Source organism: Ruegeria sp. SATB027, from assembly GCF_059613825.1.
This window is the reverse complement of sequence record NZ_JBXWTH010000035.1, coordinates 24631-47569: the sequence shown is the minus strand read 5'-3', so window position 1 is coordinate 47569 and position 22939 is coordinate 24631. Positions and strand designations below refer to the sequence as shown.

Sequence of the window (22939 nt, the reverse complement as noted above, 5' to 3'; positions counted from 1 at the left end):
GGAAACCATCGTTCAGATGGACCAAAGGCCAATCATGCACTAACAATCAAATTGGACCACACAAGTGGGGCTGATCAACACCTCGATGGTGTTACCCTCTTCCATGGTCACATATGCTTTTTTGACGTCTATCCGACGGCCCAGCTGGCCGCGAAACTTAACGCTTACCCATACAGCGCCCGCGCCTCGGCGAAGGACAGCAGTCGGCGGCTTTGCTCATCCCACAGGTGCAGGCGCGCGTTGGCGAGGCTTTCGCGGATGGTCATCCGGTTGCTGTTTGCCAGCTCATCATGGTCGCGCAGCACTTCGGTCAGGCGATAGAACGGGATGCGGCTGTACAAATGATGCACGTGGTGGATACCGATATTGGCGGTGAACCACTGCAACACGGACGGCAATATATAATGAGAGCTTCCGTGCAGCGCCGCTTCGTGCAACTGCCAGTCTTCATCGGCGTCCCAATGCGTGTCCTCGAACTGGTGTTGCACATAGAACAGCCATACCCCGGCGGTAGCGGCAATCAGGGTCGAGGGCAGGAAGATCAGAACCATCGGCATCAGCCCGCCAAAATAGTAAATGGCCACAAGCGCAACCAGAATGGCAAGATTGGTGGCCATGGCGCTGACCCAGAACCGGACGCTGTCGGTCAGACCCAGTGGAAGGCGGTTCTGAAACAGGAACAGATATCCGGGGCCAAAGACGAACAGGGTGATCGGGTTTCGATACACACGATACCAGAACCGGTTCATCGAAGTTTTTGCCTGATATTCGGCCACGGTCAGGGTGTGGATATCGCCCATCCCGCGCTTGCCCAGATTGCCGGAACTGTTGTGATGTGTGGAATGCGTGCGGCGCCAGACATCATAAGGTGTCAGCGTCAGAACTCCGATCGCGCGTCCAACCCAGTCGCTGACCGTCCGGTTCTTGAAGAACGCGCCGTGCCCGCAATCATGCTGGATGGCAAACAGACGCAACAGAAAGGCCGCGTTGAGAACGGAAATCGCAAAAGCCAGCCAATAGCTGACCGACAGCAACATCCAGGACAAGGCCCAAAGCGCGAAGAAGGGGATGATACTGACGCCCAGTTCAAACGCGCTGCGCAGCTGATCGGGTTCGCGATATTTGGCAAGCGTTGTGACCCAGTCACGTGCAGCGGTAGCCCCAGGCTGTGTCCGGGTCGAAAGAGTGGTTTCAGTCATGCGCCTGCCAAGTTCTTGTTTGTGGCAATCCGGATAGACTACCGCCCGGTCATGGCAAGCGATATTTGCCAAAATCGCCATATTTCGTGCTCAATTTTCGGTCAGACCCCGGTGAAGGTGTCCTTTTGGGTTCACCTTGCGGGGCCGGTCGCGGGGCTTTGGCCGGTCAGGCCGAGCGGCTGGCGATCTACAGGCTTGCCAAGGGGGATCATCGGGCCTATACGCCTGCGGTGGCTTTTTGGCCGCGAGAATCAAAACCAAGAAATGCCGTGTTTGGCCCATCACGCTTCGGGGGTCATATCCGGCTTAGGAGAAGCGAAATGAAACTGAACGAATTGCGCGACAATCCTGGCGCCGCCCCAAAACGCACCCGCGTTGGCCGTGGTCCGGGTTCCGGCAAAGGTAAAATGGGTGGCCGTGGTATCAAAGGCCAGAAATCCCGCTCGGGTGTGGCCATTAACGGCTATGAAGGCGGTCAGATGCCCTTGTACCAGCGTCTGCCCAAGCGTGGCTTCAACAAGCCCAACCGCAAGGAATTCGCCGTCATCAACCTGGGCCTGATCCAGAAATTCGTCGAAGCCGGCAAGCTGGACGCCAAGGCTGCGATCACCGAAGACGCTCTGGTAGCGTCCGGTCTGGTCCGCCGCAAGCTGGACGGTATCCGCGTTCTGGCCAAAGGCGAGATCAGCGCCAAGGTTGATCTGGAAGTGACCGGTGCGTCGAAAGCTGCTGTCGAGGCAGTTGAAAAAGCGGGCGGTTCACTGAAAGTCACAAAAGCCGCTGCGGCAGAGTAAGCGCTTGTGAGCGGGCAAAGACCCGCTTACATAGACTTCAGAGTTTTCCAAGACGCCGTCCGAGCCGGAAAACGGTTCCGGGCGGCGTTTGCATAAGAGAGACCGACTTTATGGTATCAGCAGCAGAACAAATGGCAGCCAACACAAGCTGGGCTGCCCTTGGCAAGGCCACCGATCTGCGCAACCGCATCCTGTTCACGTTGGGTTTGCTGATCGTCTATCGTCTGGGCACCTTCATTCCGGTGCCGGGGATTGACGGAGCAGCATTGCGCGAGTTCATGGAACAAGCGGGGCAGGGCATCGGCGGCATGGTTTCGATGTTTACAGGCGGGGCGCTTGGCCGAATGGGCATCTTTGCCCTTGGCATCATGCCCTATATTTCGGCCTCGATCATCGTGCAGCTGCTGACATCGATGGTTCCCGCGCTCGAACAGCTCAAGAAAGAGGGCGAGCAGGGCCGCAAGAAGATCAACCAATACACCCGTTTCGGCACCGTGGCACTGGCCACCGTGCAGGCCTACGGTCTGGCCGTGTCGCTGGAATCGGGCGATCTGGCGACCGATCCGGGCCTGTTCTTCCGCATGTCGACCATGATCACGCTGGTCGGCGGCACCATGTTCCTGATGTGGTTGGGTGAGCAGATCACCGCGCGCGGCATCGGCAACGGTATCTCTCTGATCATTTTCGTCGGCATCATCGCCGAGGTTCCCGCCGCCCTGGCGCAGTTCTTCGCGTCGGGCCGTTCGGGCGCAATCAGCCCCGCCGTGATTGTTGGCGTGATCGTGATGGTGATTGCCGTCATCATGTTCGTGGTCTTCATGGAACGGGCGCTGCGAAAGATCCATATCCAGTACCCGCGCCGTCAGGCCGGGATGAAAATCTACGAAGGTGGCTCCAGCCACCTGCCGGTCAAGGTCAACCCCGCAGGCGTGATCCCGGCGATCTTTGCCAGCTCGCTGCTGCTGCTGCCGGTGACGATCTCGACCTTCTCGTCGGGCGCTGCAAACGGGCCGGTCATGTCGTGGCTGCTGGCCAATTTCGGCCCCGGACAGCCGCTGTATCTGCTGTTCTTCGCGTCGATGATCGTGTTCTTTGCGTATTTCTACACGTTCAACGTGTCGTTCAAGCCGGATGATGTGGCGGACAACCTGAAAAAGCAGAACGGGTTCGTGCCCGGTATCCGCCCCGGCAAGAAAACCGCCGAGTATCTGGAATACGTGGTCAACCGCGTGCTGGTGCTGGGGTCGGCCTATCTGGCCGCCGTCTGTCTGCTGCCTGAAATCCTGCGGGGCCAATTTGCCATCCCGTTCTATTTCGGCGGCACCTCGGTTCTGATTATCGTCTCCGTGACCATGGACACGATCCAACAGGTTCAGAGCCATCTTCTGGCGCATCAATACGAAGGGCTTATCGAAAAGTCTCAACTGCGCGGCAAAAGCAAGAAACGCGGCAGGAAGGGACCCTCTCGTCGATGAATATCATTCTGTTGGGCCCCCCGGGGGCCGGGAAAGGAACGCAGGCGCGTCACTTGGTTGAAACACGCGGCATGGTACAGCTCAGCACGGGCGACATGCTGCGCGAAGCCAAGACCTCGGGCACCGAGATGGGCCGGAAGGTTGCGGCGATCATGGATGCGGGCAAGCTGGTCACCGACGAAATCGTGATCGGCCTGATCGAAGAGAAACTGACCACCGAAACAGGCGCCGGTTTCATCTTTGACGGCTTTCCCCGCACGCTGGCGCAGGCCGATGCTCTGGCTGCTTTGCTGGCCAAGCTGGGCCAGTCGCTGCACACCGTGATCGAGATGCGCGTTGATGACGACGCGCTGGTGGGCCGGATCACCGCACGCTCAACCTGCGGCGGATGTGGCGAGGTCTATAACGACAACACCAAGCCGATCCCGGCAGATGGCAAATGCACCAATTGCGGCAAGGAAAATGATTTCCAGCGCCGCGCCGATGACAACGAAGACAGCCTGCGCACGCGCCTGATGGAATACTACAAGAAGACCTCTCCGCTGATTGGCTATTACTACGCCAAGGGCGATCTGCGCCCCGTGAACGGGCTGGCGGATATCAAGGAAGTGACGGCGTCGATCGAGGCGATACTGGGTTGACCGAAAGTTGGGGCTTGACGGCCCCACCAAAAGCCCATATCGACCCCCATCCCTAAAGGGAATCAAGACCGCATGCGGGATTCGTCCCAATTGCCCCGACCACCTCGAATAATACTGGACCCTCTGGCGTCACTGCCACGGTAAAGTGTTGTGAAAAAAGGTTCCGGAGTTACGGAACCGCAACAAAAAGGAAAGTGACACGTGGCACGTATTGCCGGCGTAAACATCCCGACTGCAAAGCGGGTTCCAATCGCCCTCACATATATCACCGGTATCGGTAACACCTCGGCCAACGCAATCTGCGAAGCCGTGGGCATTGAAGCGCACCGCCGCGTCAATGAACTGTCGGATGCCGAAGTTCTGGCCATCCGCGAACATATCGACGCCAACTACACCGTCGAAGGTGACCTGCGTCGCGAAGTTCAGATGAACGTCAAGCGTCTGATGGACCTGGGCTGCTATCGCGGTCTGCGTCACCGCCGCAACCTGCCGGTTCGCGGTCAGCGTACCCACACCAACGCTCGTACTCGCAAAGGCCCCGCAAAGGCCATTGCCGGTAAGAAGAAATAAGGGAGGGTCTGACCGATGGCACGCGATAAGACTCGCATCAAGCGCAAAGAGCGCAAGAACATCGCATCGGGCGTTGCCCATGTGAACTCGACCTTCAACAACACCAAGATCCTGATCTCGGACGTACAGGGCAACGCCATCTCGTGGTCGTCTGCCGGTACCATGGGCTTCAAGGGATCGCGGAAATCTACTCCGTATGCCGCGCAGATGGCTGCGGAAGACGCAGGCAAGAAAGCGCAGGAACATGGCGTCAAGACGCTGGAAGTCGAAGTTCAGGGCCCCGGTTCGGGTCGTGAATCGGCTCTGCGCGCGCTGGCTGCCGTGGGCTTCAATATCACGTCGATCCGCGACGTGACCCCGATTGCTCACAACGGCTGCCGCCCGCCGAAGCGTCGTCGCGTCTAAGCGATCTGGAATTAAGCTGGGGCTGTGTTTTTGCACGGCCCCAGCACGTCATTTTGAACCTCGGGCGTCTGCACCTTGTTGGTCATGGGGCGCGGGCAGGAATGGAGGGATTACATGATCCACAAGAATTGGGCAGAATTGATCAAGCCGACCCAGCTGGAAGCCAAGCCGGGCAACGACCCTGCGCGTCAGGCGACCTTGGTTGCCGAACCGCTGGAACGTGGTTTTGGTCTGACCCTGGGCAACGCCCTGCGTCGCGTTTTGATGAGCTCGCTGCAAGGCGCGGCCATCACCAGCGTCCAGATCGACAACGTCCTGCACGAGTTCTCGAGCGTGGCGGGTGTGCGTGAAGACGTCACCGACATCATCCTGAACCTCAAGCAGGTTTCCCTGCGCATGGAAGTCGAAGGCCCCAAGCGCCTGTCGATCAATGCCAAAGGTCCGGCAATCGTTACGGCTGGTGACATCAGCGAAAGCGCAGGTATCGAGGTTCTGAACCGCGATCACGTCATCTGTCATCTGGATGACGGCGCCGACCTGTTCATGGAGCTGACCGTCAACACCGGGAAGGGTTACGTTTCGGCTGAAAAGAACAAGCCGGAAGATGCGCCCATCGGTCTGATCCCGATCGACGCGATCTATTCGCCGGTCAAGAAAGTCGCCTATGACGTGCAGCCGACCCGCGAAGGCCAGGTTCTGGACTATGACAAACTGACCCTGAAGATCGACACCGACGGTTCGATCACCCCCGAGGATGCACTGGCCTACGCCGCGCGCATCCTGCAGGATCAGCTGTCGATCTTCGTCAACTTCGATGAGCCGGAATCGGCTGGTCGCCAGGACGAAGACGATGGTCTGGAGTTCAACCCGCTGCTGCTCAAGAAAGTGGACGAGCTGGAACTGTCGGTCCGTTCGGCAAACTGCCTGAAGAACGACAACATCGTCTATATCGGCGACCTGATCCAGAAGACCGAAGCCGAGATGCTGCGCACCCCGAACTTCGGCCGCAAGTCGCTGAACGAGATCAAGGAAGTGCTGTCCGGCATGGGTCTGCACCTCGGCATGGATGTCGAGGACTGGCCGCCCGACAACATCGAAGATCTGGCAAAGAAATTCGAAGACGCGTTCTAAGCATCTTCGACTGCGGCGGCGGGGCCAACCTGCCGTCGCAGGTTTTGTACATTTTGGACCAATCGGGTCCGAAAGCCGGTACAAAACGTACAATCCGGGCAATCCCGCCCCAAGGTGAGCTTCTGACACGCATCGGAAGCCGGACAAAGCAAAACGCGAAAGAAGGAATTGAAAATGCGTCACGCACGTGGTTACCGCCGCCTGAACCGTACTCATGAGCACCGCAAGGCTCTGTTTGCAAACATGGCTGGCTCGCTCATCGAACATGAGCAGATCAAGACAACTCTGCCCAAGGCAAAAGAACTGCGCCCGATCATCGAAAAGCTGGTCACCCTGGGCAAGCGCGGCGACCTGCACGCCCGCCGTCAGGCCGCAGCACAGCTGAAAGAAGACAAAGACGTCGCCAAGCTGTTCGAAGTTCTGGGCCCCCGCTATGCCGAGCGTCAGGGCGGATACGTTCGCATCCTGAAAGCTGGCTTCCGCTATGGTGACATGGCTCCGATGGCGATCATCGAATTCGTCGATCGCGATGTTGATGCCAAAGGCGCCGCGGACAAAGCCCGTACTGCCGCCGAAGAAGCCGCAGCCGAAGAATAAGCACTAAGGTCATCGACCTAATGCGCCTGCCCGAGCAATCGGGCAGGCTTTTTTTGTGCCTCAGTCAGCCAATTGTCATCATACGGTTTGTCCATTAAGTTCAAACCGTTATGACAAATAAACCTGCAACTGGATACTCGGGCAAACCGCTCTGGTCGAAACTGGGTTTCAAACCCGGATATGCGGTCCGCACGCTCAACGCTCCTGCCCATTATCCCAACCTGACAGCCGGTGCCGACGGTGTTCTGTTCGACCCTGCAGCCGATCCTGCGGATGCGGTTCACATGTTCCTGAACCATCCGGACCAGATCGCCGAATTGGCCGCTGAGCAAATCGCCCACATACGGCCCGGAGGAATGCTGTGGGTCTCCTGGGCCAAGAAATCTTCGCCCCTGCACGCAGGTGTGACCGAGGATATGCTGCGCAGTGAAATCCTGCCGCTGGGCTGGGTCGACGTGAAGGTTTGCGCGATTGATGCCGATTGGTCCGGGCTCAAGTTCCTGCGCCGCCGAAGCTGAGCGCGCGGCTTGCATTTGTCGCCTTTGCCCCGCATATCCCAAGGATAATCTAATCCGGAGCCCCCATGATCCGCGCATCCTTTATCTCTCTTATGCTTGTCATGGCCCTGCCAGCATTTGCCGAAACCCGCGTCCCGCAATCGCAGTCCGAAATCTCTCTGGGCTTTGCTCCGGTGGTCAAAAAGGCCTCGCCTGCGGTGGTGAATATCTACGCCAAGATCGTGCGGCAGGGGCGGGCCAGCCCGTTTTACTCAGACCCGTTCTTTCGGGATTTCTTTGGCGGCAGCCTGGGAACGCCGCAGCAGCGGGTTCAGAACTCGTTGGGCTCCGGGGTCATCCTGTCTGAAGATGGCTACGTTGTGTCCAACTACCATGTTGTGGGCTCGGCGACCGAGATCAGGGTCGTGACAACCGACCGGCGCGAGTTTTCTGCCTCGGTCGTACTGGGGCACGAAGAAAGCGATATTGCGATCCTGCGTCTGGAACAGGCGCAAGACCTGCCCTACCTGACCCTGCGCGATTCCGATCAGGTCGAGGTTGGCGAACTGACCCTTGCCATCGGCAACCCGTTCGGGGTGGGGCAGACGGTGTCCTCTGGTATCATCTCGGGCTTGGCGCGCACAGGTACGGCGACAGGCAATGCACGCGGGTATTTCATTCAGACGGATGCGGCGATCAACCCGGGCAACTCTGGCGGTGCGCTGATTGATGTGAACGGGGACCTGATCGGGATCAACACGTCTATTCTGACACGCTCCGGCGGGTCGAATGGCATTGGTTTTGCCATCCCCGCAAATCTTGTGGCCGAGTTTCTGAAACAGGCGCAGCAGGGCAATGACAGTTTTGTCAGCCCCTGGGCAGGCATGACCGGTCAGCATATGAGCGCGGACATTGCTGAATCCCTTGGTCTTGCCATTCCGCTGGGTGTTGTCATCTCGGACCTGCATGACCTTAGCCCGCTGCGTGAGGCGGGGCTTACGGTGGGGGACGTCGTGACCCATGTGGACGGGGACGAAGTGAACTCGCCCGCCGAGATGAAGTTTCGCATGTCCGTAGCGGGGGTGGGGGGAACATCGGTTCTGACACGGCTGCGCGGCACCCAGAGCGAAGAGGTTGAGGTGGCACTGATCAAAGCGCCGGAAACCCCCGCCGCTGAAAAGACGACATTGGATGAAGACACTGTCCTGCCGGGGCTGGTGGTGTCCCGCGTCAACCCTGCGGTGATCTCCGATATGGGCTTGCCACTGTCCCAGACAGGTGTCGTTGTTGTTGATCCCGGCCCCTATGGTGGACGCGCGGGTTTGCGATCGGGGGATATTCTTGAAAGCATCAATTCCAATGACATCGAACGCCCTGGGGATGTGGAGAATGCGCTGACAGATCCGGGTCGTCGCGTGCAAATGGGACTTCTGCGCGGTGGTCGGTCAGTCTCATTGCGGTTCCGGCTGTAACCCGTGAGCGATCTGTTCGATACCGGGCCAACGGAACCCACCGCTGCGCCACACCGTCCCCTGGCGGACCGGTTGCGCCCGCAGTCACTGGCCGAGGTCATCGGTCAGGAACAGGTTCTTGGCCCGGATGCGCCGCTGGGGGTCATGCTGGCGTCGGGCAGTCTGTCCAGCCTGATCTTCTGGGGGCCGCCCGGTGTCGGCAAGACGACGATCGCACGGTTGCTGGCGCAGGAAACCGATCTGCAATTCGTTCAGATCAGTGCGATTTTCACCGGTGTGCCGGATTTGAAGAAGGTCTTCGAAGCGGCCAAGATCAGGCGCCAGAACGGGCAGGGGACCTTGCTGTTCGTGGACGAGATCCACCGCTTCAACAAGGCACAGCAGGACGGGTTTCTGCCGCATATGGAGGATGGCACGATCCTTCTTGTCGGGGCAACGACCGAGAACCCGTCCTTTGAGCTGAACGCCGCCGTTCTCAGCCGGTCGCAGGTTCTGGTGCTGGAACGGCTTGGCCTTTCCGATCTTGAACGCCTGACCCAGCGCGCCGAAAAAGAGCTGGACCGCGCGCTACCGTTGACACCCGCAGCCCGCGATGCGTTGCAGGAAATGGCAGATGGTGACGGGCGGGCGTTGCTGAACCTGATCGAACAGGTCTCGGCCTGGAAGGTGGATGCGCCACTGGACACGGACGCTCTGTCGACGCGGCTGATGCGGCGGGCGGCGAAATATGACAAGTCGGGCGATGAACATTACAACCTGATTTCAGCCCTGCACAAATCGGTGCGCGGGTCCGACCCGGATGCGGCGCTGTACTGGTTTGCGCGAATGCTGACAGGGGGCGAAGACCCGCGCTATCTGGCGCGTCGGATCACACGGATGGCGGTCGAGGATATCGGTCTGGCCGACCCGCAGGCGCAGGCCATCTGCCTGCAATCCTGGGAAACGTATGAGCGGCTCGGCTCTCCCGAAGGTGAACTGGCGCTGGCGCAGGCGCTGGTTTATCTGGCCCTGGCCCCGAAGTCCAACGGTGCCTATGTCGGCTATAAGGCAGCGATGCGGCTGGCCAAGCAATCAGGCAGCGAGCCACCGCCCAAACATATCCTGAATGCCCCCACATCACTGATGAAGGATCAGGGATATGGTGCTGGCTATGCGTATGACCATGACGCCGAAGACGGGTTTTCCGGTCAGAACTATTTTCCCGAAACAATGAAACGCCCGGTTCTGTATCAACCGGTCGAGCGCGGATTCGAGCGTGAGCTGAAAAAGCGCCTCGATTACTTCACCAAGCTTCGGACCCAGCGCAACAGCTAGGCTGGCTGGGAATGTATTGACCGCGCCGAGAAGTGGCGGTCGGCGCTGGGCCCCCACGAACGCCAAAGGTTCCTGTCTGATACCTTGACTCTTGCCGCGTTGCGCGCGAGAGACCCCCATGATTTCTGGGACACGGACAAAGACGCAATCCGGGCGGATCACCCGCACGGCGCAAGGGGCAATGGCATGAGTGGCGTACAGATGATTACAGTCGCTGAAGGGGACGGCGATCAGCGTGTGGACCGCTGGTTGCGCCGCCTGTTCCCGCATGTCAGCCAGGGCCGCATCGAAAAGATGTGCCGCAAGGGAGAACTGCGTGTGGATGGTGGCCGGGCCAAGGCCTCGACCCGATTGGAGGTCGGGCAGGTGGTTCGTGTGCCGCCATTGCCGGGGCCTGATCACAAACCGGTTGAGGTCAAGCATCGTATTTCGGATGCGGATGCCAAGATGATCCAGTCCTGCGTGATCTACCGTGATGATCACATTCTGGCCCTGAACAAGCCGCAGGGCCTGCCGGTTCAGGGCGGCAGCGGGCAGACCCGGCATGTCGACAGCCTGTCTGAGGCGTTGCGGTTTGGATATGACGAAAACCCGCGTCTGGTTCACCGCCTGGACAAGGACACGTCAGGTGTTCTGCTGCTGGCCCGCACGCGCGAAGCCGCGAAGGGGCTGACAGCCGCTTTCCGTCACCGCGACACGCGCAAGATTTACTGGGCGCTGGTTGCAGGTGTTCCCACGCCATATCTGGGTGAAATCAAGACGGGTCTTGTGAAAGCAGCCGGTCATGGCGCTCACGGCGAGGGTGAAAAGATGATCCCCGTCCATATGAACGAGATCGACAGCACCCCCGGTGCGAAACGGGCACATACACATTATGCAACCCTCTACCGGGTGGCCGGGCGCGCCGCTTGGGTGGCGATGGAGCCAATCACGGGCCGCACCCACCAACTGCGCGCGCATATGGCAGCGATAGGGCATCCGATCATCGGCGACGGCAAATACGGTGGCTCGGGGCAGGAAAACCTAGGTGATGGCTGGGGCGCACAATTGGGTGGGATCATCAGCAAAAAGCTGCATCTGCACGCGCGGCGACTGTCATTCCTGCATCCGATCACGCGCAAACCTGTGACCGTGACCGCGCCCTTGCCGGAACATATGAAACACAGCTGGGACACCTTCGGCTGGACCGAAGATCTGGCCGCAGACGACCCGTTTGAGGCGCTGCAATGAGCGCACCGCTGCGGCTGGTTTTGTTCGATGTCGATGGCACTCTGGTCGATAGTCAGGGCAGTATCGTTCACGCCATGACCACCAGCTTTCAGGCGGCGTCGGTACCTGTACCGACGCGAGAGGTGATCCTGTCCATTGTCGGCTTGTCCCTGCCACATGCCATCGCACGATTGGTGCCGGACCAACCTTCCTCGGTACAGAACGATCTCGTTGAAGGGTACAAGGAAGCTTATCACGCGCATCGCTTGGATTTGGGCGCTGCCAGCTCTCCGCTCTATCCCGGCGCGCGAGAGGCGATTGAAGCCTTGCACGCCGTACCCGAAGTGCTTCTTGGGGTGGCAACCGGCAAATCCAAGCGCGGACTTGATGCGTTGATCGAAGTGCATGGGCTTGAGCGCTACTTCGTCACCCGGCAGGTCGCCGACCACCATCCGTCGAAACCGCATCCTTCCATGGTGCAGGCCGCGTTGGCCGAGACCGGTGTCGAATCCGACTGCGCGGTGATGGTCGGCGATACAAGCTATGACATGGACATGGCTGCCGCTGCCGGGGTGCGCGGCATCGGCGTGGCATGGGGGTACCATGATCGGTCTGCTTTGACCTCGGCCTTCTGCGTGATTGAGACCTTTGACCAGTTGCCCACTGCGCTGGCCGGGATATGGAACTGAAACATGAGTGACTGGAAACCGAAACGCTTCTGGAAAGAAAGCCGGATTACCGAGGTCGACGGCGGGTTTACGGTTGAACTGGATGGCCGCCGCGTCAAGACCCCTGCCAAAGCGGCGTTGATCCTGCCGACCCGCGCCATGGCCGAAGCGGTTGCGTCAGAATGGGATGCCCAGCAGAAAGAGGTAGATCCGTCGACGATGCCATGCACCCGTTCGGCGAATGCGGCAATCGACAAGGTTCGGTCCCAGCACGGGGAAGTTGCCGATATGCTTGCGGATTACGGCGATTCTGATCTGCTGTGCTATCGAGCGACACATCCAACAGAGTTGCAGGAACGTCAAAGCGCCGAATGGGATCCGGCACTGGATTGGGCCGAGGTCGCACTGTCTGCTCGCTTGCGGCCAGTTGTCGGTGTGCTGCACAAACCGCAATCTGCCGCTGCCCTGTCGGCGCTGCGTGCTCGCGTCTATGCGCTGGATGCGTTTCAACTGGCGGCGTTCCACGATCTGGTCAGCTTGTCAGGGTCATTGATTCTCGGGTTTGCGGCGGCCATGGATTGGCGCGAACCGGCCGAAATTTGGCGCATTTCGCGCCTGGACGAAACCTGGCAGATCGAACAATGGGGTCACGATGACGAGGCCCATGCGGTTGCCGAAACGAAGAAAGCCGCATTTCTGCATGCTAAACGCTTCTTTGATATGTCGGTTTGATCCTTATTTTCCGATTTTTGGCCAAATGTTCAAATTGGTTGGGGTCTGATCCATCGTTTTCGATGATCCGACCCTTGACGTTTGTTTATGAATACGCCCAAACTCAGTGCCACTAAAGGAGAGACACCTTTGGAGTAACCTATCCGGCATCCACTTGCCGGGCAGAGCCGCCTCTGATGGGGCGGGAAATCAGGAAGAGGTAAAAATGAAAAAATCCGTAATCTTGGGCGCGGCAACGATTGCCGGTCTTGCTGCTGGCGCAGCCGTAGCAGGGACCGTTGACGACGTTAAAGCGCGCGGCAAGCTGAACTGTGGTGTGACCACCGGTCTGGTTGGCTTTGCTGCTCCTGACGCCAATGGCGAATGGCAGGGCTTTGACGTATCGCTGTGCCGTGCCGTTGCTGCTGCTGTTCTGGGCGATGCAAGCGCGGTAGAATTCGTTCCGACCACCGGTAAGACACGTTTTACCGCTCTGGCCTCGGGCGAGATCGACATGCTGGCGCGTAACACCACCTGGACCTTCAGCCGCGACGTCGACCTGAAGTTCGAATTCACCGGCGTGAACTACTATGACGGTCAGGGCTTTATGGTTCCCAAGGCACTGGGCGTAAGCTCGGCCAAGGAACTGGACGGCGCAACCGTTTGTATCCAGACCGGCACCACAACCGAGCTGAACCTGGCGGACTTCTTCCGTTCGAACAACATCAGCTACGAACCGGTTCCGATCGAAACCAACGCCGAAGCACAGCAGCAGTACCTGGCTGGCGCATGTGACGTTTACACCACCGACGCTTCGGGTCTGGCGGCAACCCGCGCCACATTCGAAAACCCCGGTGATCACATCCTGCTGCCTGAAATCATCTCGAAAGAGCCGCTGGGTCCGCTGGTCCGTCACGGCGACCACGAGTGGGGCGACGTTGTGCGCTGGACTCTGAACGCGCTGATCTCGGCTGAAGAGCTGGGCGTAACCTCGGCCAATATCGATGAACTGGCCGCTGGCACCGAAAACCCCGAAATCAACCGCCTGCTGGGTACCGAAGGCACCCTGGGCGAGATGCTGGGTCTGGACGCTGACTGGGCAGCCAAGGCGATCAAAGCCGGTGGCAACTATGGCGAAGTGTTTGCCAAGAACATCGGTGAAGAAACCCCGATTGGTCTGGCACGCGGCCTGAACGCACAGTGGACCGAAGGCGGCCTGCTGTACTCGCCGCCGTTCCGCTAATATCGACGGAGAAGGGCGCAGGGCAACCTGCGCCCTTTTTCCATCCATAAAAATCACGCCCGTACGGTTTTGAGCAGGGATCAACTCTGCCGACATATTTACGGGATGCACGGGGATATACATAGGTCATGACGACTCTCACTGACCCGCCGAAGGAGCAGTTCCGGCTGTCCATGCTCCTTTATGATACGCGGTACCGATCTGCGACCATTCAGGTCATTGCAATGATTGGTTTTATGCTTCTGGCAGCCTGGATCATTTCCAATACCATCCAAAACCTCGAAGCGCTTGGAAAACCGGTTGAGTTCGGCTTTTTCGCAGAACCGGCCAGTTACGATATCAACCAGCGCTTGCTTGAATACGATTCGCGCGACAGTCACTTGCGCGCGGCCTTTATCGGCTTGCTGAACACGCTGGTTGTGGCGGTTCTTGGTTGTATCACGGCAACGATAGTCGGTGTTTTGGTTGGTGTTCTGCGCCTGTCCAACAACTGGCTGGTTGCGCGGATCATGACCGTCTATGTCGAGATGTTCCGCAACGTACCTGTGCTGCTGTGGATCGTTCTGGCCATGGCCATTCTGATCGAAAGCCTGCCAGCACCAAGGGCGTTCCGCGGAGAAAACCCAGAAGCCACGATGAATCTGTTCGATTCTGTCGCGGTGACCAATCGCGGGGTCTATATCCCGGAGTTCCTGTTCTCGCGCAGCCTGGGTGATATACACATCTTCGGTGCGTCGAGCCTGCGGTTCGATATCTCGCTGGACCTGATCGCCATTCTGATCGTGCTTGGTGGCAGCATCTTTGCGATGCGCAAGGTGTCCGCCTGGGCACAAGCCAAGCAAGAGGCATCCGGTGATCGTCCGACTATCTGGCACATCCAGCTGGGTATTCTGTTTGTGCCGATGATTGTCCTTCTCACCATCCTGGGGTTTCACCTTGGTTTCCCTGAGCTGAAAGGCTTCAACTTTACCGGCGGCACACATTTGCGTAACTCGTTGATCGCGCTGTGGCTGGCCTTGTCGCTTTACACGGCGGCCTTCATCGCCGAGATCGTTCGTGCGGGTATCCTGGCCATCTCAAAAGGCCAAACCGAAGCCGCATCGGCGCTGGGTCTGCGCCCGGGCCGGACCATGCGCCTTGTGATCCTGCCGCAGGCATTGCGGGTGATCATTCCACCCATGATCTCGAACTACCTGAACCTGACCAAGAACTCGTCACTGGCGATCGCGGTCGGATATATGGACATCACGGGGACCCTTGGCGGCATCACAATGAACCAGACCGGTCGCGAGCTGGAATGTGTTCTGCTGTTGATGCTGGTCTATCTGTCCATCTCGCTGAGCATCTCAGGGGTGATGAACTGGTACAACAACCGTGTAAAACTGGTGGAGCGGTAATATGAGTGATGTTTCATTTGTCCGCACGGAAATGCTGCCCGAGCAGGCACCGCCTGCTTCCGAGGTCGGTGCGCTGGGATGGGTCAAGCACAACCTGTTCTCAAGTTGGTTTAACACGATCCTGACGGTGGTTTCGCTTTATGCGATCTACTACGTGCTGTCAGGTGTTCTGCCATGGATTTTCCAGTCCGTGTGGAATGCCGACTCTCTCAACGAGTGCCGCGAGATCATGATGGCCACCTGGGGGTCGACCCATGGGCACGCCTGCTGGGCGGTTATCAATGACCGTTGGTTACAGTTGCTGTTCGGCTTCTATCCAAGCCATCTGTACTGGAGACCGATCCTAGCGCTGGTTCTGTTGCTGGTCGCATTGGCGCCGGTTCTGTATTCGGACCGCGTCCCAACCAAGATGCTGATCGTCACAGCAATCTACCCGTTCCTGATGCCGTTCCTGATGTGGGGCGGAACCATCTGGGGGCCAGTCTCGGCCGCGCTTGGGTTTGTCGTCGGTTGGTTTGCGTATTCGGTCCTCAGCAAGCAGGTGAGTGAACTGGTGGGTATGATCGGTGCGGTCGTTGCCGCAGTGATCTGGTGGCTGGTGCTATCCAGCTATTTCACGGGCGCGTTGGACTCGGTTCTGCCGATTGGCATCGAAGCTGTTGAAAGCCGTCAGTTCGGTGGTTTCATGCTGGCGATCCTGCTGGGCGTTGTGGCCATTGGTGTCTCACTTCCGATCGGTATCGTTCTGGCGCTGGGGCGTCAGTCGGACCTGCTGATCGTCAAATACCTGTGCGTGGGCTTTATCGAGTTCATTCGCGGTGTGCCGCTGATCACCTTGTTGTTCGTGGCGTCGCTGCTTCTGAACCTGTTCCTGCCGCCAGGCACCAACTTTGACATCATCCTGCGGGTGATGATCATGATGACCCTGTTCTCGGCGGCCTACATGGCCGAGGTGATCCGGGGTGGTCTGGCTGCCCTGCCACGAGGACAGTACGAAGGCGCCGACAGTCTGGGCCTGAACTACTGGCAGGCGCAGAGGCTGATCATCATGCCGCAAGCCCTGAAAATCTCAATTCCGGGCATCGTGAGCACATTCATCGGGATCTTCAAGGATACGACGCTGGTGTCGATTATCGGGTTGTTCGACGTGATCGGATTGGCATCTGCTATCCGCGCCGACACAGCCTGGAACGGCATCTATTGGGAACTGTTCGCGTTCATCGCGTTCCTGTTCTTCATCGTCTGCTTCTCTATGTCCCGTTATTCCATGTATCTGGAGCGCAAGCTTCAGACTGGCCACCGTTAAGGAGTTCAACACATGTCTGAACTTGCAATTGACCGCGAAATCGACCGTTCCAAAATGCAGGTGAGCGACGAGGTCGCCATCGAAATCACCAACATGAACAAGTGGTACGGTTCCTTTCACGTGCTGCGCGACATCAATCTGACCGTCAATCAGGGCGAGCGGATTGTTATTGCGGGTCCGTCCGGGTCAGGGAAATCTACCCTGATCCGCTGCCTGAACGCGCTGGAGGAACACCAGCAGGGCACGATCATCGTGGATGGGACCGAGCTGTCGAATGACCTCAAGAACATCGACAAGATCCGGTCCGAGGTTGGCATGGTGTTCCAGCACTTCAACCTGTTCCCGCACCTGACCATTTTGGAGAACTGCACGCTGGCCCCGATCTGGGTGCGCAAGACGCCCAAGAAAGAGGCCGAAGAGCGCGCGATGCATTTCCTTGAAAAGGTGAAAATCCCCGAGCAGGCCGACAAGTATCCTGGTCAACTTTCGGGTGGTCAGCAGCAGCGTGTGGCAATTGCCCGCTCGCTTTGCATGATGCCGCGGATCATGTTGTTCGATGAACCGACATCGGCGTTGGACCCCGAGATGATCAAAGAGGTGCTCGACACCATGATCGAGCTGGCCGAGGAAGGCATGACCATGCTGTGCGTGACGCACGAGATGGGCTTTGCCCGTCAGGTTGCCAACCGTGTGATCTTCATGGACGCGGGCCAGATCGTGGAACAGAACGAACCGGAAGAGTTCTTCAATAATCCGCAAAGTGAGCGGACGAAACTGTTCCTCAGCCAGATTCTGGGACACTGAACGGCTCAAAATGGTGGTAAGGCGGGGTTTTTGCCCCGCCTTTTTCTATTCCAGCAACTCTCGCGCGGTGGTGAAGCCCAGCACGGTGCCCATATGCCATCGCACGTCCGACCAGCTGTCGGCGTTGAATGTCATCACAGTGGTTGCACAAGTCGGATAATCGAAAAAGCGCATGTGATCCGGTGGCCGTTGCACAAGGCGGTTGGCGAATTCGGCGATTCCGGGGTTATGGCCCAGCATCAACACAGTCGGTTCCGAGGCACCTGCTAACTCGCGCAACATGTCTTCGGCGTCGGCGTGGTAGAGCGCATTGTGAAAGCGGACCTTATCGGCCGTTAACCCCATCCGGTCCCATGTCTCGCGGGTGCGGGTTGACGTCGAGCTTAGCACTTCATCCGGCAGCCAGCCGTTATCGCGCAGCCATGCACCAATGGCCGGGGCTGACTTCCGCCCACGCTTGTTCAGGGGGCGTTCATGATCGCCAAGTCCTGGGTTATCCCAGCTGGATTTGGCGTGACGTGTCAGGATCAGAGTGCGGGTCATGTCGGGTGAAAAGCCCTCATATGATGGGCTGATTGTTCGGGATCGCGCCCTGCGCCCGCGCTGAGCGGGCAGGCGAGGCGGGCCAGACAGCCGCCTGTCATGCAGGTTTGACCCTCAGTGGTATCAAGATGGTCGTGGCAGGCTGCAAGGTCATAGAAGTTTTGCACGTTCAGCGCGCCGACAGGGCAGGCCGTCGTGCACGGGGCGGCGCAGGTGTTACAGGGGGAAACGCCGGGTGTCTCTGGGATGGCAAACTCATGGGCGAAATGCAGTGCGCCGCGATATGAGATCATCATGCCGACCGTGTCATGTACCAAAGCCCCCACCGGGCTGCTGAAGGTGCGTCCCGATTTCAGGGCCCAGTCGATGAAAGGCGCATAGGGTGGACCACCAAAGGGGAAATAGGCCTGTGCACCGAACGCATGCGCCATCTGGCCGACGATTCTGGTTGACCAGCGGTCTACTGGATCAGGCCCCCGCCATTCCGGCGAGGCTTTCAGAGCAGGCCAGAAATCAGGACCCGCGCCCAGCAAGACCAGCGTGCCAGTGTCCAGTTGCCGGGCTGCCACGCGATGAGGATGCAGCGCACCCATGACAATCAACCCCGCCTGACGCGCCGCGTGTTCTACGCGGCCATAAGTTTCCGCATCCGGAACAGAGGAAGGTTGCGCAAGGTCTGTCATCTTCCCTCGGCTTTTGCTGCGATCAGTCTGGCCGTATCAGCGACCCGGCGCCATGTTCCGTGAACAGTTCAAGCAGAACCGCATTTGGCGCGCGCCCGTCAAGTATCACGACGGCCCGAACGCCGCTGTGCAGGGCATCGAGGGCCGTTTCGGTCTTGGGGATCATACCGCCCGCGATGGTGCCTTCGCGGGTCATCTCGCGGATCTGGCCGGCTTTCAGCTCGGTCACCACGTCACCAGCCGCGTTCTTGACGCCCGAGACATCAGTCAGCAGCAGAAGGCGGTCAGCTTTCAATGCCGAGGCAATCGCCCCGGCTGCCGTATCGCCGTTCACGTTGAACGTTTCACCCTCACGGCCCGCGCCCAGAGGCGCAATGACCGGGATCACATCATGTGAGAACAGATCATGCAGGATTTTCGGGTTCATCTCGGACGGGGTGCCGACATAACCCAGCGACACATCCGTCTGGTCGCAGATCATCAGGTTTGCATCCTTGCCCGACAGACCCACGGCCGAACCGCCCTGTCCATTGATAGCCTGAACGATGCGCTTGTTCACTAGGCCAGACAGAACCATCTCGACAACTTCGACGGTTGCCGTGTCGGTCACGCGCTTGCCGTTCACAAAGTCGGACTGGATATCCAGCTTGTTCAGCATCGCGTTGATCATCGGACCACCGCCATGCACGACAACCGGGTTCACGCCGACCTGCCGCATCAAGACGACATCGCGGGCAAAGCTCTCCATCGCCTCGTCACTGCCCATGGCATGCCCGCCCAGCTTTATGACGACGATGGCCCCATCATAGCGCTGCAGATAGGGCAATGCGCTGTTCAGAGTTGCTGCGGTGGCGATCCAGTCCCGGTTCATGTCACGTGTCTTCATTGCTAAGGTCCCTATGACCGTCCGTGTTAGGGCCTTTGCACCGCGCTGCCAAGGGCGAAGCTATTCCAGATGCGCAATGATCGAGCGCAGGGTCGGAATCCCGTCGCCTTTTTCGGACGAGGTCAGGACGATTTCCGGGAATGCTGCGGGATGTTTGGACAAAGCCGCACGGGTTTGTTCCAGAACCTTCTCGCGCTCGTTGGCCTTGACCTTGTCGGCCTTGGTGAGAACGCATTGAAAGGTCACGGCACTGGTATCCAGCAACTTCATGATTTCAGCGTCGACCGGTTTAACCCCGTGGCGCGCATCAATCAGGACAAAGGCACGGCGCAGCGTCTGACGACCGCTCAGGTATTGCTTGAGAAGCTTCTGCCATTTTTCCACCACGTTAACCGGTGCATTGGCATACCCATAGCCCGGCAGGTCCACCAGATAGAGGTCTGGGCCTTGCGTGAAGAAGTTGATTTCTTGCGTACGGCCCGGTGTGTTCGAGGCACGCGCCAGCCCCTTTGTTCCGGTTAGCGCATTGATCAGGCTGGATTTGCCGACATTCGAGCGCCCGGCAAAGCAAACCTCCAGCCGGTCAGGGGCGGGCAGACCGGTCATGGCGACCACGCCTTTGACAAATTCAGACGGGCCGGCAAACAGCTTGCGACCGCGTTCTTTGGCGAAGTCATCCGGCTCTTCGGCCAGCGGAAACGGAAGCGTGGTCATAGCACCTCCAGCGTATCATTCAGGCGGATTTCACCACCCTGAATGACTTCTGCATAGACACCGAAATCCTGATGATCCCAGCTGTTCAGCGCGCCCAGAGTATCCGCGTCGCGTTCGCCGGTTTCCGGATTTGCGGTGGTGGCCAGACAGCGTACGATACGCTCGCGCACCCGGAGCACGGTTTCGCCAATGTGAAGGTCTCGGCCCAGCCAGTTGAATTCATCCCACTCAGGCAGGCCTTCGAACCAGATGTTCCCGCGCCATCGCGCCGCAGACAAAGACTGGCCCAGCTTTTGTTCAACAGCGCGATGAGACGCCATGTTGCACAGGCTGATTGACGGGAAATCGGTATCGGTCATACCGCGCCCGGGCACCCGGACAATTCGGGCGGACGCAGCGCGATCCGAGGGCATAAGCGGTTTTACCCAGTCCAGGAAAACCGATTGCTCCATGTCGGGGTGAAAGCTCAGATCCGGGCGGTCCGGGTGGCGCAACGTGACCTGCTCGCCGGCCAGTTTCGCCCAAATCGCCATCAGCTTGGGGGCTTTTGAACCGCGGCTGAAATTCACACACGGGGCCCATTCCGTCCCGTCGGTCTTGGCCGCTTCATGGGCAACCGCCCAAACGCGATCCCCGGGCATGGTCTGCCCGGGGTTGAGGGTAATCTGGCTCAGGGCTTCACGCCCATGGCTTTTGATCGGGTGACGCCAAAGGCCTGAAACTGTTCCGCTCATTTCTTGTCCGTGTTCGGCAATCGCTTAAATCCGGATTTGATGTTTCCGAACACGTCCGGCGTATAGCCCTGACTGCGCATGATCAGGTACTGTTGGGTAAAGGTGATCGTGTTGTTCGCAATCCAGTACACGACCAGACCGCTGGCAAAACCGCCCAGCATGAACATGAAGACCCATGGCATCCACGCGAAGATCATCGCTTGTGTAGCATCGGTTGGTGCCGGGTTCAGTTTCTGTTGCAGCCACATCGAGATCCCCAGCAGCAGCGGCAGAATACCGATAAAGATAAGCGCCATCAGGGTGTCCGGCTGCGGGCCGGCCCAGGGCAGCAAGCCAAAGAGGTTCATGATCGAGGTCGGGTCAGGTGCGCTCAGGTCCTGGAAGGGGCCGAACCACGGTGCCTGACGCAGTTCGATCGTGACGAAGATCACCTTGTACAGTGAAAAGAAGATCGGGATCTGCAACAGGATCGGCAAACAACCGGCAGCGGGGTTCACCTTTTCCTTCTTGTACAGCTCCATCATGCCCTGCTGCATCTTCTGACGGTCGTCGCCCGCGGCTTCCTTCAGGGCTTCCATCTGCGGCTGCAGTTCCTTCATCTTCGCCATTGAGACGTAGGATTTGAAGGCCAGCGGGAACAGGATTGCCTTGATGATCAGCGTCAGGCCGATAATGGACCAACCCATATTGCCGATCAGCGCATGAATGTTGTGCAGCAGCCAGAAAATCGGCTTGGTCAGGAAGAAGAACCAGCCCCAGTCGATGCTGTCGATGAATTTCTGCACACCGTCAGCTTGGTATTCGCGGATGGTCTCCCACTCTTTTGCGCCGGCAAACAGCTGCGTTGTCACCTGCTCGGTCGCACCCGGCGCTACGGTCAGCGTCGGAAGTACCGTTTCTGTCTGGTAAATCTTGCGACGCGAGTCGTATTTGGCAGCCGCCTTGAACGCAGAACCGGGTTCCGGGATCAGCGTGGTCATCCAGAAGTGATCAGTGAACCCGATCCAGCCGTTTTCCTTGACCTGAAACACCTCGGCCTGAGCGCGCTCGTCCGGGTCGATATCGAAATCACGAACGTCGCCATAATCCACTTCGGTCAGAGTGCCGTCGGCCATACCGATCACACCCTCATGCAGAATGAAGAAGTTCTTCAGGTCCGGCAGGTCCCCGTCTTCGCCAATGCCGTGGCGCGCAAGAATGCCATAAGGTGCCAATCCTATTTCAACCCCGGTGGCGTTTTCGACAGATTGCGTGACCGTGAACATATAGTTCTCGTCGACCGCGATGGTGCGGTGGAACGTCAGTCCATTGCCGTTTTCCCAGGCCAGCGTCACAGGTGTGTCAACACCCAGGGTTTCGCCCTGCTCAAGCGTCCAGATGGTATTTGGTCCGGGAACATCTGCACCGGTCAGGCCCGCGCCAGGAGCCCAGCCATAGAGGGCGTAATAGGCGGATTGCGATCCGACTGGCGACAACAACTCGACAATCGGAGAATCCTCGGCCAGCGAGACCTTGTAGTCTTTCAATGACAGCTCGTCGATCCGACCGCCAGCAAGGGACAGGCTACCGGTCAGGCGGGGCGTGTCGATATTGATGCGGGGCGCTTCGGCCTCGGGTTCAGCTTCGGCAGCTGCCGCGGTTGCCTCTCCGACAGTGCTGGTGTCGGCCGCACTGGGCGTCTGAACCTCACTGCCTTCGACGCTGGTTACTTCAGCCTGATCCGGGGTTGTCGTCTGTTCCGGAGGGGGGAACAGCACGAACCAGACCAGGATCACGAGAAAGCTGAGCGCGGTTGCGAGGATAAGGTTCTTGTTCTGATCGTCCATCGGGGACAGCCACCTTGAGCAGTGAAAGACACCCGCAGGGTTCAACAGAGTGCAGACCCAAAGGTCAAGCGGAATCGCCCGTCATTTCGTCACGGAGGGGTCTTCTTTACCGCGATTTCC

The 22939-nt window shown here is 58.7% G+C and carries 24 protein-coding genes; 17 read left to right on the top strand and 7 right to left on the bottom strand.

What is annotated here, in order from left to right:
* Positions 1–164 precede the first annotated feature (164 nt).
* The gene (locus AC2FPW_RS09405) at positions 165–1199 is read right to left on the bottom strand and encodes a fatty acid desaturase (RefSeq protein WP_496813455.1); all 1035 of its coding nucleotides are present in this window, start codon (positions 1197–1199) and stop codon (positions 165–167) included.
* A gap of 320 nt (positions 1200–1519) precedes the next feature.
* Here AC2FPW_RS09405 and rplO point away from each other — a divergent pair, with 320 nt between their 5' ends.
* The 17 genes from rplO (at position 1520) to AC2FPW_RS09320 (ending at position 17433) form a co-directional block, all read left to right on the top strand.
* Positions 1520–1993, top strand: a complete 474-nt coding sequence (gene rplO / locus AC2FPW_RS09400) for a 50S ribosomal protein L15 (RefSeq protein ID WP_480496037.1) — start codon at positions 1520–1522, stop codon at positions 1991–1993.
* Positions 1994–2103: 110 nt separating this feature from the next.
* On the top strand, positions 2104–3468 hold the full coding sequence (secY, locus tag AC2FPW_RS09395) for a preprotein translocase subunit SecY (protein ID WP_209505860.1): 1365 nt from the start codon (positions 2104–2106) through the stop codon (positions 3466–3468).
* Complete coding sequence (locus AC2FPW_RS09390; RefSeq protein ID WP_267363761.1) at positions 3465–4109, top strand: adenylate kinase; 645 nt, start codon at positions 3465–3467, stop codon at positions 4107–4109. The genes secY and AC2FPW_RS09390 overlap by 4 nt, the downstream gene beginning before the upstream one ends.
* 201 nt (positions 4110–4310) lie before the next feature.
* Entirely contained in the window at positions 4311–4679 is a 369-nt protein-coding gene (rpsM, locus tag AC2FPW_RS09385) for a 30S ribosomal protein S13 (RefSeq protein ID WP_209505862.1), read from the top strand.
* A 15-nt stretch (positions 4680–4694) separates the two neighbouring features.
* Complete coding sequence (gene rpsK / locus AC2FPW_RS09380) at positions 4695–5084, top strand: 30S ribosomal protein S11 (protein WP_170462414.1); 390 nt, start codon at positions 4695–4697, stop codon at positions 5082–5084.
* A 114-nt stretch (positions 5085–5198) separates the two neighbouring features.
* A complete protein-coding gene (locus AC2FPW_RS09375) occupies positions 5199–6215 on the top strand; it encodes a DNA-directed RNA polymerase subunit alpha (protein ID WP_209505863.1) in 1017 nt (338 codons plus the stop codon).
* Between the two features lie 174 nt (positions 6216–6389).
* Positions 6390–6812 (top strand): 50S ribosomal protein L17, encoded by a 423-nt coding sequence (gene rplQ / locus AC2FPW_RS09370; protein WP_496813454.1) that lies wholly within the window; start codon positions 6390–6392, stop codon positions 6810–6812.
* A gap of 110 nt (positions 6813–6922) precedes the next feature.
* On the top strand, positions 6923–7330 hold the full coding sequence (locus tag AC2FPW_RS09365; RefSeq protein ID WP_496813452.1) for a hypothetical protein: 408 nt from the start codon (positions 6923–6925) through the stop codon (positions 7328–7330).
* Positions 7331–7395: 65 nt separating this feature from the next.
* Entirely contained in the window at positions 7396–8781 is a 1386-nt protein-coding gene (locus AC2FPW_RS09360; RefSeq protein ID WP_496813450.1) for a trypsin-like peptidase domain-containing protein, read from the top strand.
* Between the two features lie 3 nt (positions 8782–8784).
* Positions 8785–10095 carry a replication-associated recombination protein A gene (locus AC2FPW_RS09355; protein WP_496813448.1) on the top strand — a complete coding sequence of 437 codons (1311 nt, stop codon included), beginning with the start codon at positions 8785–8787 and terminating at the stop codon, positions 10093–10095.
* A 186-nt stretch (positions 10096–10281) separates the two neighbouring features.
* Positions 10282–11325 (top strand): RluA family pseudouridine synthase, encoded by a 1044-nt coding sequence (locus AC2FPW_RS09350; RefSeq protein WP_480833377.1) that lies wholly within the window; start codon positions 10282–10284, stop codon positions 11323–11325.
* The gene (locus AC2FPW_RS09345; protein ID WP_480487312.1) at positions 11322–11993 is read left to right on the top strand and encodes an HAD-IA family hydrolase; all 672 of its coding nucleotides are present in this window, start codon (positions 11322–11324) and stop codon (positions 11991–11993) included. Before AC2FPW_RS09350 ends, AC2FPW_RS09345 begins: the two co-directional genes overlap by 4 nt.
* 3 nt (positions 11994–11996) lie before the next feature.
* Positions 11997–12704 carry an ATP12 family chaperone protein gene (locus tag AC2FPW_RS09340; RefSeq protein ID WP_496813447.1) on the top strand — a complete coding sequence of 236 codons (708 nt, stop codon included), beginning with the start codon at positions 11997–11999 and terminating at the stop codon, positions 12702–12704.
* Positions 12705–12909: 205 nt separating this feature from the next.
* Positions 12910–13926: an amino acid ABC transporter substrate-binding protein gene (locus AC2FPW_RS09335; protein WP_480508501.1), complete on the top strand. Its 1017-nt coding sequence runs from the start codon at positions 12910–12912 to the stop codon at positions 13924–13926.
* A 128-nt stretch (positions 13927–14054) separates the two neighbouring features.
* Entirely contained in the window at positions 14055–15323 is a 1269-nt protein-coding gene (locus AC2FPW_RS09330; protein ID WP_480474035.1) for an amino acid ABC transporter permease, read from the top strand.
* Between the two features lies 1 nt (position 15324).
* Entirely contained in the window at positions 15325–16629 is a 1305-nt protein-coding gene (locus tag AC2FPW_RS09325; protein WP_496813445.1) for an amino acid ABC transporter permease, read from the top strand.
* Positions 16630–16641: 12 nt separating this feature from the next.
* On the top strand, positions 16642–17433 hold the full coding sequence (locus AC2FPW_RS09320; protein WP_480484762.1) for an amino acid ABC transporter ATP-binding protein: 792 nt from the start codon (positions 16642–16644) through the stop codon (positions 17431–17433).
* A 45-nt stretch (positions 17434–17478) separates the two neighbouring features.
* Here AC2FPW_RS09320 and AC2FPW_RS09315 read toward each other — a convergent pair whose 3' ends face one another.
* Genes AC2FPW_RS09315 through yidC form a run of 6 tightly spaced genes read right to left on the bottom strand, consistent with a single transcriptional unit; the run spans position 17479 to position 22819 of the window.
* On the bottom strand, positions 17479–17976 hold the full coding sequence (locus AC2FPW_RS09315; protein WP_496813443.1) for a SixA phosphatase family protein: 498 nt from the start codon (positions 17974–17976) through the stop codon (positions 17479–17481).
* A complete protein-coding gene (locus AC2FPW_RS09310; protein WP_496813442.1) occupies positions 17973–18659 on the bottom strand; it encodes a ferredoxin in 687 nt (228 codons plus the stop codon). Before AC2FPW_RS09310 ends, AC2FPW_RS09315 begins: the two co-directional genes overlap by 4 nt.
* A 22-nt stretch (positions 18660–18681) precedes the next feature.
* Positions 18682–19545 (bottom strand): acetylglutamate kinase, encoded by an 864-nt coding sequence (argB, locus tag AC2FPW_RS09305; RefSeq protein WP_496813441.1) that lies wholly within the window; start codon positions 19543–19545, stop codon positions 18682–18684.
* A 60-nt stretch (positions 19546–19605) separates the two neighbouring features.
* Positions 19606–20259 (bottom strand): ribosome biogenesis GTP-binding protein YihA/YsxC, encoded by a 654-nt coding sequence (yihA, locus tag AC2FPW_RS09300; protein ID WP_480547311.1) that lies wholly within the window; start codon positions 20257–20259, stop codon positions 19606–19608.
* Positions 20256–20993 (bottom strand): MOSC domain-containing protein, encoded by a 738-nt coding sequence (locus tag AC2FPW_RS09295; protein ID WP_496813440.1) that lies wholly within the window; start codon positions 20991–20993, stop codon positions 20256–20258. Before AC2FPW_RS09295 ends, yihA begins: the two co-directional genes overlap by 4 nt.
* Positions 20990–22819 carry a membrane protein insertase YidC gene (gene yidC / locus AC2FPW_RS09290; protein WP_496813439.1) on the bottom strand — a complete coding sequence of 610 codons (1830 nt, stop codon included), beginning with the start codon at positions 22817–22819 and terminating at the stop codon, positions 20990–20992. The genes AC2FPW_RS09295 and yidC overlap by 4 nt, the downstream gene beginning before the upstream one ends.
* Positions 22820–22939 lie beyond the last annotated feature (120 nt).

What these genes read in the sequence shown, in the direction of transcription:
- AC2FPW_RS09320 (WP_480484762.1), top strand. Translation starts at nt 16,642, where the DNA reads ATGTCTGAACTTGCAATTGACCGCGAAATCGACCGTTCCAAAATGCAG.
- AC2FPW_RS09375 (WP_209505863.1), top strand. Translation starts at nt 5,199, where the DNA reads ATGATCCACAAGAATTGGGCAGAATTGATCAAGCCGACCCAGCTGGAA.
- rplO (WP_480496037.1), top strand. Translation starts at nt 1,520, where the DNA reads ATGAAACTGAACGAATTGCGCGACAATCCTGGCGCCGCCCCAAAACGC.
- AC2FPW_RS09360 (WP_496813450.1), top strand. Translation starts at nt 7,396, where the DNA reads ATGATCCGCGCATCCTTTATCTCTCTTATGCTTGTCATGGCCCTGCCA.
- AC2FPW_RS09315 (WP_496813443.1), bottom strand. Translation starts at nt 17,976, where the DNA reads ATGACCCGCACTCTGATCCTGACACGTCACGCCAAATCCAGCTGGGAT.
- AC2FPW_RS09390 (WP_267363761.1), top strand. Translation starts at nt 3,465, where the DNA reads ATGAATATCATTCTGTTGGGCCCCCCGGGGGCCGGGAAAGGAACGCAG.
- AC2FPW_RS09325 (WP_496813445.1), top strand. Translation starts at nt 15,325, where the DNA reads ATGAGTGATGTTTCATTTGTCCGCACGGAAATGCTGCCCGAGCAGGCA.
- AC2FPW_RS09365 (WP_496813452.1), top strand. Translation starts at nt 6,923, where the DNA reads ATGACAAATAAACCTGCAACTGGATACTCGGGCAAACCGCTCTGGTCG.
- argB (WP_496813441.1), bottom strand. Translation starts at nt 19,545, where the DNA reads ATGAAGACACGTGACATGAACCGGGACTGGATCGCCACCGCAGCAACT.
- AC2FPW_RS09345 (WP_480487312.1), top strand. Translation starts at nt 11,322, where the DNA reads ATGAGCGCACCGCTGCGGCTGGTTTTGTTCGATGTCGATGGCACTCTG.
- AC2FPW_RS09340 (WP_496813447.1), top strand. Translation starts at nt 11,997, where the DNA reads ATGAGTGACTGGAAACCGAAACGCTTCTGGAAAGAAAGCCGGATTACC.
- yidC (WP_496813439.1), bottom strand. Translation starts at nt 22,819, where the DNA reads ATGGACGATCAGAACAAGAACCTTATCCTCGCAACCGCGCTCAGCTTT.
- AC2FPW_RS09310 (WP_496813442.1), bottom strand. Translation starts at nt 18,659, where the DNA reads ATGACAGACCTTGCGCAACCTTCCTCTGTTCCGGATGCGGAAACTTAT.
- rplQ (WP_496813454.1), top strand. Translation starts at nt 6,390, where the DNA reads ATGCGTCACGCACGTGGTTACCGCCGCCTGAACCGTACTCATGAGCAC.
- AC2FPW_RS09295 (WP_496813440.1), bottom strand. Translation starts at nt 20,993, where the DNA reads ATGAGCGGAACAGTTTCAGGCCTTTGGCGTCACCCGATCAAAAGCCAT.
- AC2FPW_RS09335 (WP_480508501.1), top strand. Translation starts at nt 12,910, where the DNA reads ATGAAAAAATCCGTAATCTTGGGCGCGGCAACGATTGCCGGTCTTGCT.
- AC2FPW_RS09330 (WP_480474035.1), top strand. Translation starts at nt 14,055, where the DNA reads ATGACGACTCTCACTGACCCGCCGAAGGAGCAGTTCCGGCTGTCCATG.
- secY (WP_209505860.1), top strand. Translation starts at nt 2,104, where the DNA reads ATGGTATCAGCAGCAGAACAAATGGCAGCCAACACAAGCTGGGCTGCC.
- yihA (WP_480547311.1), bottom strand. Translation starts at nt 20,259, where the DNA reads ATGACCACGCTTCCGTTTCCGCTGGCCGAAGAGCCGGATGACTTCGCC.
- AC2FPW_RS09405 (WP_496813455.1), bottom strand. Translation starts at nt 1,199, where the DNA reads ATGACTGAAACCACTCTTTCGACCCGGACACAGCCTGGGGCTACCGCT.
- rpsK (WP_170462414.1), top strand. Translation starts at nt 4,695, where the DNA reads ATGGCACGCGATAAGACTCGCATCAAGCGCAAAGAGCGCAAGAACATC.
- AC2FPW_RS09350 (WP_480833377.1), top strand. Translation starts at nt 10,282, where the DNA reads ATGAGTGGCGTACAGATGATTACAGTCGCTGAAGGGGACGGCGATCAG.